Below are 13120 nucleotides of genomic sequence, written 5' to 3' on the forward strand. Positions count from 1 at the left end.
ATGCCGCTCGTAGGAACGGGCCGGACGCGCAAAGCCGCTGGTCCCTCCGACGGGAAAACGCTCCAGAACGCCGAGTAATTCAGCGACCTGTTAAGTCACCCTTTATCTGAGCCCCTTTAGGCCCCCTCAACACCAGATCATCCGGATCGATATTCCGGAAAACTCTGCCAATTGTCTCCATACCGATGGGCTTGTTTTTGCGCCCATCTTTGAAATCAATCTCAACCGTCACCCGAATTTCGGTTTTCTGTTCCAGGAAGCGATGAATATCTGCATCATCTACACCGGCCGCCTGTAGCACACTCAGTGTTCTTTGAGCAGAAACCGACTGCCTAGACACGCCTCTGGGTCCGTCCGTACCTGTGGCAATGACTGCTTGGTCGAAATCAGCTGACCGCAGCGGAGTTGGACTAATTGCAATTTTTTCGATCAAGGGCAGTGTGGACGTTCCATCCACTACTTCAATCTCAGCTGCAAGAACAATATTCGCGGAGGGGGTTACGATGGGAGCCGCGACAGTTAACAACCAGCGGAGATATTTCTCCAGCCGTCCTGCGCCTATGTCGTTTTGAAGAAGCGTTACGTGATTTCCGAACACCATGAAGTAAAGTGTGCCTTTAAGCGGTTCGTGACCGTCTGGAGCGCGTGCCTGCACCAAGTTATAGGAACGACCGCCGCCTGTCATGCTGAGCATGGTCAGCTGGGCCCCTTGCTCAAACCTTACAAGTTCACCGAAAAAATAGTCTTCAGCTTCTACAAGTTCATTCAGCAAAACGGTTCCGTAGGTTGGATCTTCGCCCTGAGATCGTCGCTCGGCCAAATCCCGCATGGGCCCGCCATTTCTCTCGACCGACAGGGCTTGGGTTATAGCGGCCTGCAAACTCATTTGACCGAAGTAGGTCTGAGGATCATCTAACCGGCGATATTGGATAGACACCCTTCTGCGATCTCGCGCCACTCGCACCCCCGTTCTCTTGCGAAACGATGATGTATGGTGAAGAGCATGGGTGCAAACGTCTTACCTGGCACTCACTACAACTGGCCGAAGAACCGGCTTGCCTAAAGGATTAAGATCCTATACAAGGACACTGGTCTGACGAAGGTGCGTCCCATGTCCCTCACCCCACCCCGCCCCTGGTCCCCCCTCACCGACCCCCAGTGGCACGCCCTCCTCCCCCACCTCCTCCCCCGCTCCCCGCGCGGCCGCCCCATCGCGGACCTCCGCGCCCGCATGGACGCCATCTTCCACATCGCCCAAACCCCCGCCCACGCCTGGAAATCCCTCCCCGAGCGCTTCGGCAAACCCGATACCGTCTCCCGCTACTTCCGCCGCCTCACCCATGCCGGCCTCTGGCACCGCCTCCTCCACGCCCTGAAGGAATCCGCTCCCAACCACCCCCTCCGTGAAATCGAATACGCCATCCTCCGCGCCACCCGCCGCGCCGCCCGCATCGGCGGCATGCCCCTCCTCCTGCTCATCCGCCGGCTGGACCTCCGCACCGCCCTGAACGGCCCGCCCTGGCTCCTGCCCGACCCGCTTTTGTCCGAAACCTGCGCGCGCCTCGCCCCGCGCACCCTCCCCACCACGCGGGAAGCGCTGAAAACCCTCAAAACCCGCCTGAAATCCCTCGCCTGGCTGCAAAAGGCCGCGCAGGGCCGCCGACGCATCCCCCGCACCGTCCGCCTGGCCTGGCCATGAAGCCCGCGCCCCGCCTCACCCCCCGGCCGGCCGCGCCCGAAGCCCCCTCACCCGCCCCGCAACAATCCCGCCAGCGCGTCCGAAAGCCCCACCGAATCCCGCCCGCGCACCGGCGCCATCGGCCCGCCTTGCGCCCGGGCCGGCCGCAGCGCCACCAGCGCCTCCGCCATCCGCACCCCGCAGGCCATCCCGTCCAGCAGCGGCACGGGCGCGGCCTCGCGCAGCGCCGGCTCCATCCCCGCCAGCGCCGCCCCGCCGAGCACGATGGAATCCGCCCCCCCGGCCACCAGCCCCGCCACCCCCTCGGCCACCGCCCGCACCGCGCCCTCCGGGTCCACCAGCGCCCGCTGCGGCGTGAAATCCACGCCCACCAGCCCGGAACACCGCTCCCCCAGCCCGTAATGGCGGATCAGCTGCCGGTAGCTCTCCGTCCCCCCGAAGGTCACCAGCCCGAAGCGCGGCCCCAGCATGCAGGCCGCCAGGCAGGCCGCCTCCGTCATCCCCACCACCGGGCAGGGCATCATCTGCCGCGCCGCATCCAGCGCCGTGTCCAGGGAAACGGCCAGCACCACCGCATCCACCCGCCCGGCATGCGCCGCCAGCAGGTCCAGCACCCCATGCGCCGCGATCGCGTTCTCGAGGCCCGAGGATATCACCGCCGGCCCGAAGCGCGGCGTCCCCGGCACGATCTCCACCCCCGCCGAGGCCGCCCCCCGCGCCGCCTCGGCGCAGCGCAGGGTGATCGCCTCGGTGGTGTTCGCATTCGCGACGAGAATCCGCATGCGCTAGCGAAGCGCCGCGAAGGCCGCCGTGTCCAGCCGCGACGGGTTCTCGCGCAGCGCCAGCACCGCCGCCCCCGGCACGCGGTCCGCCCAGACAAGAAAGGGGTTCAGCGCCAGGATATCTCCCGTCCGCAGGCTCAGCGTCAGCGGCTCGCCCAGCGCCTCCTCCAGCGCCGCCGGCAGCCGGTCCGGCGGCAGCGCGGCATCGTCCCAGCGCGCCGCGAACGCCCCCCCTTCGTGGGAGAAGATGGGAACCGCCGGCTCCCCGCGCGGCTGGCACAGCGCCGCCAGGCCCGCCCGGTCCGCCTTGAGCAACACGTTATGGATGGCCGCCGCCGAGCGCAGCCGGGCCGTTCCCGGCGCCGTGGCCCGCAGCAGCAGCGCATCGCAGGCCTCCACATGCCGGCTCCCGCCACTTGGCAAGGCCGGCACCACCTCGCCCAGCCGCGCCCCGATCACCCGCAGCGCCGCCTCAGGCTCCGCCGCCGCCGGCAGGCCGCGCAGCAGCGCAAAGCCGCGCCCATGGTCCAGCCGGCTCCGCAACTCCTCCGCCAGCACGTCCAGCCGCGGCGTCGGGCCCGTGCCGGCCTCCAGCTCCGCGGCATGCTCGGCCCCCAGCGGAATCATCTGCTCATTCGGCGCCAGGTCCCCTGCCGCCCAGAGAATCGGGCCCAGCAACGGCGTGAGGCGGAGCGGGGCGATGTTCAGCGGGTCACTCATCGCCTTCCGCATAGCCCAGCCGGAGGCGCCACAGCAAAGCGCAACCCCGCCATCATGCCGCCCCACGCGCCGGCCCGGCCTTCACCCGCGCGCGCTGATCGCGCAGGCTGCGCGGGCAAGCCCCTCGGAGGAACAGCAACCATGGACGCCCTGCCCGCCAACGCCGCCCTGCCCGCCCTGGACCTGCCCTTCGAGACGGACACCATCCTCTCCCGCCTCCGCCCCTGGGTGGAATGCGAAAGCCCGACCTTCGACGCCGCCGCCGTGGACCGCATGATGGACCTCGCCGCGCGCGACCTCGCCATGCTCGGCGCCCGCATCGAGCGCATCCCCGGCCGCATGGGCTTCGGCGGCTGCGTCCGCGCCCGCTTCCCCCACCCGGCCGGCGATGCCCCCGGCATCCTCATCCTCGCCCATCTCGACACGGTCCACCCCGTCGGCACGCTGAAGGTCCTCCCCTTCCGCCGGGAGGACGGCCGCTGCTACGGCCCCGGCATCTGCGACATGAAGGGCGGCACCCTCCTCGCCGTCGAGGCCATCCGCGAGCTCGCCCGCGCCGGCATCCCCACCTCCCGCCCCGTCACCGTCCTCCTCACCCCGGACGAGGAGGTGGGCACCCCCTCCACCCGGGACCTGATCGAGGCCGAGGCCGCCCGCCACGCCGTCGTCCTCGTCCCCGAGCCCGGCCGCCCCGAAGGCGACAGCCCCATGGGCGGCCTCGTCACCGGCCGCTACGCCATCGCCCGCTTCAACCTCCGCACGACAGGGCGCCCCAGCCACGCCGGCGCCAAGCTCTCCGACGGCCGCTCCGCCATCCGCGAGATGTGCCGCCAGATCCTGGCCATCGAGTCCATGACCACCGAGGCCGCCACCTATTCCGTCGGCGTCATCCATGGCGGCCAGTGGGTGAACTGCGTCGCCACCCATTGCGACGCCGAGGCGCTGAGCATGGCCAAGCGACAGGCCGATCTCGACGACGCCGTGACGAAGATGCTCGCCCTCGCCGCCTCCGCCCCGGACGTAGCGCTGGAGGTCCGGCGCGGCGTCACCCGCCCGGTCTGGGAACCCGACGCGGCGGTGATGGCGCTCTACGAACAGGCCCGCACCCTCGGCGCCCGGCTCGGCTTCTCCATGGGCCATGAAAGCGCGGGCGGCGGATCGGACGGCAACTTCACCGGCGCCATGGGCATCCCGACGCTGGACGGGCTCGGCGTGCTCGGCGCCGGCTATCACACCCTCGGCGAATACATCCGGGAGGACTCCCTGGTGCCCCGGGCGAAGCTGCTGGCCGGCCTCCTCGCCCAGGTCTGAAGGTCGTTCGGGGGCGGAGCCCCGCCGTTCCGCCCGCAGGATGATCCCTTCCCAGAAAACGCCGCCCAGGCCTTGCGGCAGCCGGCGGGAGGACCGATTCATGCGCATCGTCTCACGAATGGGAACGTGCCATGCCTCGCCTCCTTGCGCCCGCCGTCATCCTGCTGGGCGGCCTTCTCGGCTCCGGCTCTGTCCTTGCCCAGGCGGCGGTGAGCGCGGCGCCGGTCGGAGGCACGTCGGGCTCCGTCTCCCGGCCGGGCTGGTCGGCAGGCCAGGCGACGAATTCCGAGTTCAACAGCATGGGCCGGCCCATGACGCGAAGCGAAGCCATCCGGCGTCGCTCCGCCGCCGCCCGCGCCCAAGCCGGCCAGGCTTCCGCCCAGCCCCGCCAACCGGCGCGGCGTCGCCCCGCCACCAGCGCGCGCTGACGGTCTCAGCCCTCAAAAGAAAGGCTCGCCGCTCCCTCCCACGGGCCGCCGCGATAATGCCAGAGCAGGAGCCCCTCCCCCTGCGCCTCCCAGGGGATGAAGCCGGCCGACAGCTCCTGCAGCAGCGCCCGCACAGCTTCGGGTGCGGCCTTGTTCTGGATGGTGACGTGCGGCCGCCAGCCCTGGGCATCCTGCCGCATGAGCCAGGGCGCCCAATTCCGGGCGAGCTGCTGCCGCAGAGCGAGGAGCCCGGGCGCCTCAACCTCCAGCGCCACGCCCCGGCCGAGGGAGCGCAGGCCGGTGAAGCGCAGGGGAAGAGGCGCCTGCCGGGCGCAGACTGCCCCCAGATGCGCCACCACCTCGGACAGTTCCTCCCCGGGAAGGGCGTGGAACAGCGTCAGATGCGCCGGGATCCAGTTCCGCTCAGGCGGGAAATGGGCGCGGCGCAGGGCGTCCAGCCGCTGAAAGGCGGCGCGGTCGAAGGCCAGGGTAAGGATTAGCGGAGCCGCGGTCACCGCGCCGGCAGGGCCAGCAACGCCTCCAGCCCGCGGGGGTCGCCCAGCAGGGCCGCCTTCTCGCCGCGGGTCAGCACGGCCAGCGCCTCGGCCTCGTCGGCGGAGGCGGCGACGCGCGCCAGGCCCATGACGAGGTTCGCATCCAGCGCATCCGGCCGCGCCGGCCCTGGTTCGGGCAGCATGGCGCGGTGGGCGGCCAGCAGCGCCCGGTCGGAACGCAGCCGCGCCAGGGCTTCGCCTTCCGGCGCGATCGCCTCCCATTCCTCGCGCAGCGCCAGGGTGCGGCGGAGGATGGAGGGTGGGTCGCGTTCCTCCGGGATGAGCAGCAGCCCGGCGCGGCGCAGCGCCTGGCCGGCATCCCGCCGCGCCGTCCAGGCCGCGAGCGGGATGGCCAGGGCGAGGCCGATGACCACGGGCGACATCCAGGCCGCCAGATAGGGGGAGACGAGGAAGGCGGCGACGCCGAAGGCGATGCCGAAGACGGTGTGGCGCCAGTAGAGCCGTGCCACCTGGCGGAGCGGCAGGCTGCCGTCGTCGCGGGTCTGGGCCGACCAGCCGGAATCGCGCCCGCGCAGGATGGACACCACGTCCACGGATTGCGTGAGCATCGTCACGGGGGCGAGCATGCCGGCCACCACGGTTTCCACCACCACGCTGACGAGGGACCGGATGGCGCCGCCATGCCCGCGCCGCCAGGCGGGGTCTGTCAGCATCGCGCCCCAGGCCAGGAGCTTGGGCACGAGCAGCAGGCCCATGGTGGCGATGAAGACCCATTTCGCGCGCACTGGATCCACCACCGGCCAGTGCGGGAAGAGGGCGGGCCCCTGGGGGAAATAGACGGGCAGCACGAAGCGCGCCTGCAACGCCAGCAGCACGCCGCAGATGAGGAAGGCGAGCCACATCGGCGCGGTGATGTAGGAGCCGATGCCGACGAGCAGGTGGCTGCGGCTGATCGGGTGCAGCCCGCGCGTGGGCAGCACGGCCAGGTGCTGCAGGTTGCCCTGGCACCAGCGCCGGTCCCGGATCGCGAGATCGGACAGGGCGGGCGGGCTTTCCTCGTAGCTGCCCGGCAGGGCGGGAATGAAATGGATGGCCCAGCCCTGGCGGCGCATCAGCGCGGCCTCGACGAAGTCGTGGCTCATGATGGTGCCGCCGAAGGGCTTGCGCCCGGGCAGGTGCGGCAGGCCCGCGGCGGAGGCGAAGGCCTCCGTGCGGATCATCGCGTTGTGGCCCCAGTAATTGCCCTCCGCGCCATGCCAGAACGCGATACCATGCGCGATGACGGGGCCGTAGAGGCGGCCGGCGAACTGCTGCATGCGGGCGAAGAGCGAGCGGCCGTTGGCGATGACCGGCAGGCTCTGGATCAGCCCGACGCGCGGATGCGCCTCCATGGCGGCGGCCATGCGGATCAGTGCCTCGGCCGACATCACGCTGTCGGCGTCGAGGATCAGGAACTGCGGATAGGCGCCGCCGAAGCGGCGCACCCAGTCGGCGATGTTGCCGGCCTTGCGGTCGATGTTCTTCGGGCGGCGCCGGTAGAAGATGCGCGCGCCGTTCCCCGCCCGCGCGCGCAACGCGAGGAAGGCTTCCTCCTCGCGCGCCCAGGCATCGGGGTCGGTCGTGTCGCTGAGGATGAAGAGGTCGAAGGAATCCGCCGCGCCGGCCTCGCGCAGCGCCGCGTGGATCGCCTCCAGCCCCGCGAGCACGCGGCGCGGATCCTCGTTGTAGACGGGCATGAGCAGGGCGGTGCGGGTGGCGAGGGCGGGCAGCGGTGCATGGGGGTCGATGCCGAGCCCCCAGCCGCGCCGCGCGATCACGCTGACGACGCCGCACAGGCTGCTGACGAAGGAGAGCGCGATCCAGGCAAAGAGCGGGACGAAGAGCGCGAGGACGATGCTGCCCGGCCGCAGCGGCGCGTCGATGTCCAGAACGAGCGCCATCTCCCGCGCGCCGAACATCGTCAGCACCAGCGCGGCCCCGAAGACGAGGGCGCGGCGCCACCAGATGCCGCGCGGCCCGGTCTCCGGTGCCGGCACCCGGCCGGGCTTCGCGCGGAGATCCTGCACCGGCATGGCCAGCGGCGCCTCCTCCGGCATGGCCGGGAGGCGCGCGGCGGCGGCCGGCGGCGGTGTTGTCAGGGTGTCCAGCGGAAGAGCCATGTTTCGGTCAGCGGGCCCTGTTCATCCTTGAGCAGGGCCCGCAGTTCCACCAGTCTCTGGTTGCCCGGGATCAGCTCGAAGGTCGCGCGCCAGCCGCCGGTCTCGGGGTTGCGCTGGAGCACCGCGCTCTCGATCCGGCCGGTGCTGGCGGTCACGTCCAGCACGGGCTGCGCGCCCTGTGGCAGATCGGCGAGCCGGCCGCCCTTCGCCTCCAGCACGAAGAGCCGGGTGCCCTGGACGGAGGGCTTGGCACCCTGGCGCGATTCCCCGAACTGCGCGGGCGGCTGGCGGCCGCCGGCAGAGAAGGCCGCGCCGCTCGCCCAGTGCAGGCGGTACACGTAGCTGTATTCCTGCCCCGGCCGCAGCGGCGCCCTGGGCCGCCAGAAGGCGGCGATGTTGTCGTGGATCTCCTCCGTGGTCGGGATTTCCACCAGGTGGACGGCGCCCTCGCCCCAGTCGCCGATGGGCTCCACCCAGCAGCCGGGGCGGCGCTCGTAGCGCGCTTCCAGGTCGTTGTAGTCGTCAAAGGAGCGGCGGCGCTGCATCAGGCCGAAGCCGCGCGGATTGGCGTCGGTGAAGACGCTGATCTGCAGCTCGCGCGGGTTGGCCAGAGGGCGCCAGATCGCCTCGCCGCGGCCGGTCGAGAGCATCAGCCCATCCGAATCATGCACCGCCGTCCGATAGTCATCCATTCCCGCGCGGTCGAGCGGGGAGAGCAGGAACATGCTCGTGAGCGGCGCGATGCCGGCGGTCGCCATCTCCACGCGGGGATAGAGGCGGGATTCGACGTCGAAGACCGTCTCCTCGCCCGGGCGGATGGTGAAGCGGAAGGCGCCGGTGGTGCTCGGGCTGTCGAGCAGCGCATGCACCACCATGGAATTCCCCTGCGCCTGCGGCTTCTGGAGCCAGAAGGCGCGGAAGACCGGGAATTCCTCGCCCGAGCGCTCGGCCGTGGCGATGGCCAGGCCGCGCGCGGAGAGGCCGTAGGTGTGGCCCTTGCCGATGGCCCGGAAATAGGAGGCGCCGACGAAGGCCGCGACCTCGTCGAAATGGTCGGGCCGGTTCATCGGGTTGGTCAGCCGGAAGCCGGCGAAGCCGATATCCTCGGTGGGCGGGGCGATGTTCAGCGCGCCCAGGGTGAAGGCCGAGGCGTCGTAGGGGATGGGGGTGGCGCGTCCGTCCGCGACCTCGAAGAGCGAGACCTTCTGCTTGAATAGGAAGCCGCGGTGGAAGGGCTGCATCTGGATGGGCAGGTTGTCCGCCCGCCAGAGCGCGCGGCGCGGGTCGTAGCGGATGTCGCGGTACTCGTCGTAGCCGATATCGCCCAGCCGGCCCGGCAGGCGCTCCTCCGGCGCGGCATAGGGCTTGGTCGCGAGGTCACGCGCGATCTGGCGCACGGTCGTGTCGTCGAAGGGGCGCACCGGATCGTCCGCGGCCTCGGCGCGGTCCATCAGGGTACCGGGGATGCTGGGGAGCAACCCGGCCAGGCTCAATCCGGCGATCAGGGCGCGGCGGTGCAAATCAAACCTCGTGAAACGGGATTAACCTATGCAAGGCGTCCGCCCTAGAACGGGCGGGGGCAGGATGGTTTCCTGCTGCACTGCGAAATGCATAGGCCGTGTCCCGGTGGGCACGCGTATGGGGGTTTGCCTACCGCGTATGGATATCCTGTTCCAGGCCTTGCCGCTTCTCCTGCTGCTCGGCCTCCTCGGCTCCGGCCGCGTGGCGCCGGTGCCGGCCTGCCTCATGGCCCTTGCCGCCTCGCTCCCGGCCATCGCCCATGCCCTTCCGCCTGGCCTGGGCCTGGCACGGTTCCTGGGCAGCGAGACGCTGCGGGCGCTGTTCCTGGGCGCCATGCCGGTCGCCACGCTTTCGGGCGGGCTGCTCTTCAGCCTCGTGGCCGCGCCGCGCGCGACCGGGGCGGTGCCGCCCTCCCCGCGCCGGGCCTATCTCATGGTCCTTGCCGGCTCCTTCGTGGAAAGCGCGACGGGCTTCGGCGTGGGGGCGGTGTTCACCCTTGGCGCGTGCCGGGCCATGGGGATCCGCGGCGTGGCGGCCGGCGGGATGGCGGTGCTCTCCTGCTGGCTGGCGCCCTGGGGAGCGCTGGGGCCCGGGCTGGCGCTGGGCGCGGCCCTGGCGCAGCGGCCGATGGCCGAGGTGTCGATGGTCAGCGCGCTGCCGCATGCGGCCTGGCTGATGGTGGCGCCGCCGGTGCTGTGGTCCCTGCTTGCCCATGCCGGGCTGCAAGTGCCACGCCGCGAGCGGCTGGCGCAGCTTGGGTTGCAGGCCTCGATGGCCGCGCTCCTGCTCCTCTCCGCCTATTCCATGCCACCCGAGACCGTGGGGCTCCTCACCTCCGGGCTCGTGCTGCTGCCGGCGCTCTGGCACTTTTCGCCCCCGCGCGACGCGGCCGCCCGGCGCGCCGCGCTGGCCGCCGCGGGGCCCTGGGCGCTGCTCACGGCCTGCCTCCTGCTGGCCCACGCCTGGCACAGCGCCCCGGCCTGGCAGCCCTATGCGGATCTGCCGGCCCTGCCCCTCACCCATGTCGCGGTGGTGCTCTGGGCCATGTCGCTCGGCTTCCTGGCCGCGCGGCGGGATGGGCTGCACCGGCTGCGGGAAGCGATGGGGCGGATGCGGCGGCCGGCCCTGGCCATGATCCTGTATGTGGTGCTCGGACGCTGGCTGGCGGGCTCCGGCGCGGCCACCGCCCTGGCGCATTCGATCGCGGCCGGGCTCGGGCCGCTCGCCCCCTATGCCATCCCGCCGCTGGGCATGCTGGGCGGCCTGCTCACGGGCAGCAATGTCGGCGCCGCTTCGGCCATGATGCCGGTGCAGGCGGATCTCGGCCTCGCGGCGGGGCTGCCGCCCTGGCTGGCCCCGGGCATCCAGAACTTCGCCGGCGGCGCGGGCGCCGCCTTCTCCTTCGCGATGACGGCGATGATCTGCGGGTTGCTGGCGGATGGGACGCGGCCGCCCGCGCTCTGGCGCGGGCTGATGCCGCTGATCCTCGCCGTGCCCGTCATCGGCTGGGCGGCCGTGGCGATCCTGCGCGCTCTGGCGTAAGCGGGTGGGATGAGCGCCCGCGCCGCCCGCCTGCACCTCGCCGCCGACCCCGTGCTCGGTCCCGTCATCGCCCAGGTCGGGGCCATGCGGCTGAAGCCGGTGAAGGGCCGGGAGCCCTATGAGGCGCTGGTGCGCGCCATTGCGCACCAGCAGGTGCATGGACGCGCGGCGGAGGCGATGCTGAACCGGCTGATCGCCCTCGTGCCGCACGCGCCCTTTCCCTCGCCGCAACAGGTGCTGGCCCTGCCCGAGGGGGCGTTGCGCGCCTGCGGCTTCTCCGGGGCGAAGCAGGCGGCGATCCTCGACATCGCGCATAAATCCGCCGCGGGATGGGTGCCCACGCGCCGCGCCGCCGCCCGGCTTTCCGACGAGGCGCTGATCGAGCGGCTGGTCGCGCTGCGGGGTGTCGGGCGCTGGACGGTGGAGATGCTGCTGATGTTCACCCTCGGCCGGCCCGACATCCTGCCCGTGGACGATTTCGGCGTGCGCGAGGGCTACCGCCTCGCGGCCGGGCTGGAGACCCAGCCGAAGCCGAAGGAGCTGGCCGCGATCGGCCAGGCCTGGGCGCCGTTCCGCACGGCGGCGGCCTGGTATCTCTGGCGCGCGGCGGACCTGAACAAGGAGGGGCGCTTCAAGGCGCCTGTCGCGATCTAGGCCCCCTGGCCGGAGGGGTGCCCGCGGCGTCGTGGCTTTCGTGTCGACCGGCTTGACAGGCCGGCCGTCCCGCCCGGGCAACTCGCTCACAAGTTGCTGATTCCATCGGATGTTTTTCGTTGGCGCGTCCCTTGCCGTTGAGCGGTTTAGCTGGGGAACGTTCCATGAGAACCAAATCGCTCTTCCTGTCCCGCTCGCCCGTCCGAAACGGGCCAAGCGCCTCCGCCTGGCCGGGCTTTGCGGAGCACCCGAACCCGGCGGCGGCGCCACGCAGGGTGGCCGCGCCATGAACGCCATCGGGATCGACCTGGACGGCAGCAGCCGGCGCCCCTGCGCGCTGGACGCGCACATCGGCAGCCGGGTGCGCCTGCGCCGCACGATGATGTTCATGACCCAGGAGCGGCTGGGCGCCGCGCTCGGCTGTTCCTTCCAGCAGGTGCAGAAATACGAGCGCGGACTCAGCCGCATCGGCGCCGCCCGGCTGTTCCGGCTGTCGCAGATCCTGCAGGTCCCCATCACCTATTTCTTCGAGGAGCTGCCGGAAGCCCTGGGCGGGCCGGGTGCCGATGCGGAGCCGGATCCCGCCTCGCGGGCGCTGGAGCGGCATATGGGGCAGCGGGAGACGATGGAACTCGTCGACGCTTATTACAGCATCAAGGACGTGCGGCTCCGCTCCCGCATCCTCTCCTTCATCGAGAGCTTCTCCCGGCCGGGAGAGCCGCCGGCCCTGGGGCTGGGTGAGCCCCAGGGGCATCGGAACTGATCGGCGGGGCGGGGGACCTTCGGCCTCCGCCCCTGCCGCGTCACGGGGCGGCGGTGCCCGGCTCCTCCAGCCGCCGCCCGGCCAAGCCCGGCCGCGGCGGGGTGGGGCGGGCGTTCAGCGCCGCGATCTCGCGCCGGCCATGCGCCGCGAAGAAGCCCTCATCGAAGCGGTAGCTGCCGATGAAATGGAAGCACTTGGTCTCCCCGCGCGGGCCATGCGGATGAAAGCTGGCATAGGCGGGATAGGGCAGGACCACCGCGCCGGCGGTGTTGGCGACGGCGAAGTTGGAGGCGCACTGCTCCGTGCCCCATTCGCGCCAGCGCTTCGGCCCGACCAGCGCCTCCATCTTCTCATGGAAGCGGTAGAGCCCCTCCCTGGAGAAGCCGCCCGGGGCGAAGCCGGCCAGGCCCGAGGAGCCGCGCACGTAGCGAAGCGCTTCATGGCCGGGGTAGCGGTCGAACATGCGCTCGGACACCTCGCCGATATAGTCGCCGTCGATGCTGCGCGCGTAGAGCGCGGCCTCGCGCATGGACATGATCTGGTGCGCGTCGGCCATGGTGAAGGCGGTGCCCTCCTCCATGCAGCGCAGGACCTCGTTCACGTCCGGCGCCACGGCCAGCACGTCGGCGTCGATCTGCACGACATACTCGTCGCGCGCCCGGTCGAGGATCCACAGGATCCGCTCCCAGGTGCCGCCCCGCTGGCACGGGCCGACATCGATGTCCTCCAGCACCTGGAACTCGATGCCCTGCACGTGGCGGCGCAGCGTGTCGCGGGTTTCCTGCGGCATGTCGCGGTCGATGATGGCGACGACCTTGCCGCGCCCGACCCGGCGGTAGAAGGCCTTGATGCTCAGCAGATACATGGCGATGTGCTTGGGTGCGACCATGCTGACGATGGTCCAGGGCGCATCGACCACGCGGATGGGTGGCGTGTCGTGGATTCCCCGGATGGCCCGGTCGAACCACCAATAGGCGACCATGCGACGGTGGCGGTAAAAGTACATGGGACGCGTCCTCCTCCTGG

At 71.1% G+C, this 13120-nt stretch carries 13 protein-coding genes; 6 read left to right on the plus strand and 7 right to left on the minus strand.

From position 1 onward, the window contains the following. Positions 1 to 79: 79 nt before the first annotated feature. On the minus strand, positions 80 to 829 hold the full coding sequence (locus BUB97_RS25915) for a hypothetical protein (protein ID WP_139281387.1): 750 nt from the start codon (positions 827 to 829) through the stop codon (positions 80 to 82). Between the two features lie 282 nt (positions 830 to 1111). Between BUB97_RS25915 and BUB97_RS18475 the strand changes: the two genes are divergently transcribed. Next, complete coding sequence (locus BUB97_RS18475; RefSeq protein ID WP_073137482.1) at positions 1112 to 1699, plus strand: IS5/IS1182 family transposase; 588 nt, start codon at positions 1112 to 1114, stop codon at positions 1697 to 1699. A 47-nt stretch (positions 1700 to 1746) separates the two neighbouring features. Here BUB97_RS18475 and BUB97_RS18480 read toward each other — a convergent pair whose 3' ends face one another. Together BUB97_RS18480 and BUB97_RS18485 are read right to left on the minus strand one after the other, a co-directional pair. After that, positions 1747 to 2481 carry an aspartate/glutamate racemase family protein gene (locus BUB97_RS18480; RefSeq protein ID WP_073137484.1) on the minus strand — a complete coding sequence of 245 codons (735 nt, stop codon included), beginning with the start codon at positions 2479 to 2481 and terminating at the stop codon, positions 1747 to 1749. Positions 2482 to 2484: 3 nt separating this feature from the next. Next, positions 2485 to 3201: a hypothetical protein gene (locus BUB97_RS18485; RefSeq protein ID WP_073137486.1), complete on the minus strand. Its 717-nt coding sequence runs from the start codon at positions 3199 to 3201 to the stop codon at positions 2485 to 2487. A 141-nt stretch (positions 3202 to 3342) separates the two neighbouring features. Between BUB97_RS18485 and BUB97_RS18490 the strand changes: the two genes are divergently transcribed. Both BUB97_RS18490 and BUB97_RS18495 read left to right on the plus strand, forming a co-directional pair. Next, a complete protein-coding gene (locus BUB97_RS18490) occupies positions 3343 to 4512 on the plus strand; it encodes a M20/M25/M40 family metallo-hydrolase (RefSeq protein WP_073137488.1) in 1170 nt (389 codons plus the stop codon). A gap of 131 nt (positions 4513 to 4643) precedes the next feature. Next, entirely contained in the window at positions 4644 to 4940 is a 297-nt protein-coding gene (locus BUB97_RS18495) for a hypothetical protein (RefSeq protein WP_073137490.1), read from the plus strand. A gap of 5 nt (positions 4941 to 4945) precedes the next feature. On the opposite strand, the gene BUB97_RS18500 is transcribed toward BUB97_RS18495, so the two are convergent. The 3 genes from BUB97_RS18500 to BUB97_RS18510 are packed head-to-tail and all read right to left on the minus strand — an operon-like array spanning position 4946 to position 9134. Continuing rightward, positions 4946 to 5455 carry a 2'-5' RNA ligase family protein gene (locus tag BUB97_RS18500; RefSeq protein ID WP_073137491.1) on the minus strand — a complete coding sequence of 170 codons (510 nt, stop codon included), beginning with the start codon at positions 5453 to 5455 and terminating at the stop codon, positions 4946 to 4948. Further along, positions 5452 to 7614: a glucans biosynthesis glucosyltransferase MdoH gene (mdoH, locus tag BUB97_RS18505; RefSeq protein ID WP_073137493.1), complete on the minus strand. Its 2163-nt coding sequence runs from the start codon at positions 7612 to 7614 to the stop codon at positions 5452 to 5454. The genes BUB97_RS18500 and mdoH overlap by 4 nt, the downstream gene beginning before the upstream one ends. Next, positions 7590 to 9134, minus strand: a complete 1545-nt coding sequence (locus BUB97_RS18510; protein WP_073137495.1) for an OpgD/OpgG family glucan biosynthesis protein — start codon at positions 9132 to 9134, stop codon at positions 7590 to 7592. Before BUB97_RS18510 ends, mdoH begins: the two co-directional genes overlap by 25 nt. Before the next feature lie 139 nt (positions 9135 to 9273). Between BUB97_RS18510 and BUB97_RS18515 the strand changes: the two genes are divergently transcribed. From BUB97_RS18515 to BUB97_RS18525, 3 genes are all read left to right on the plus strand, one after another. After that, positions 9274 to 10677 carry an L-lactate permease gene (locus tag BUB97_RS18515; protein ID WP_073137497.1) on the plus strand — a complete coding sequence of 468 codons (1404 nt, stop codon included), beginning with the start codon at positions 9274 to 9276 and terminating at the stop codon, positions 10675 to 10677. 9 nt (positions 10678 to 10686) lie between these two features. Then, positions 10687 to 11331, plus strand: a complete 645-nt coding sequence (locus BUB97_RS18520; protein ID WP_073137499.1) for a DNA-3-methyladenine glycosylase family protein — start codon at positions 10687 to 10689, stop codon at positions 11329 to 11331. Between the two features lie 286 nt (positions 11332 to 11617). Continuing rightward, positions 11618 to 12094 carry a helix-turn-helix domain-containing protein gene (locus tag BUB97_RS18525; RefSeq protein WP_073137501.1) on the plus strand — a complete coding sequence of 159 codons (477 nt, stop codon included), beginning with the start codon at positions 11618 to 11620 and terminating at the stop codon, positions 12092 to 12094. Positions 12095 to 12134: 40 nt separating this feature from the next. Here the strand turns inward: BUB97_RS18525 and BUB97_RS18530 are convergent, their stop codons facing one another. After that, the gene (locus BUB97_RS18530) at positions 12135 to 13100 is read right to left on the minus strand and encodes a hypothetical protein (protein WP_139281388.1); all 966 of its coding nucleotides are present in this window, start codon (positions 13098 to 13100) and stop codon (positions 12135 to 12137) included. Positions 13101 to 13120 lie beyond the last annotated feature (20 nt).

The sequence above is a fragment of the Muricoccus roseus genome (assembly GCF_900141905.1).
GTDB lineage: Bacteria > Pseudomonadota > Alphaproteobacteria > Acetobacterales > Acetobacteraceae > Roseomonas > Roseomonas rosea.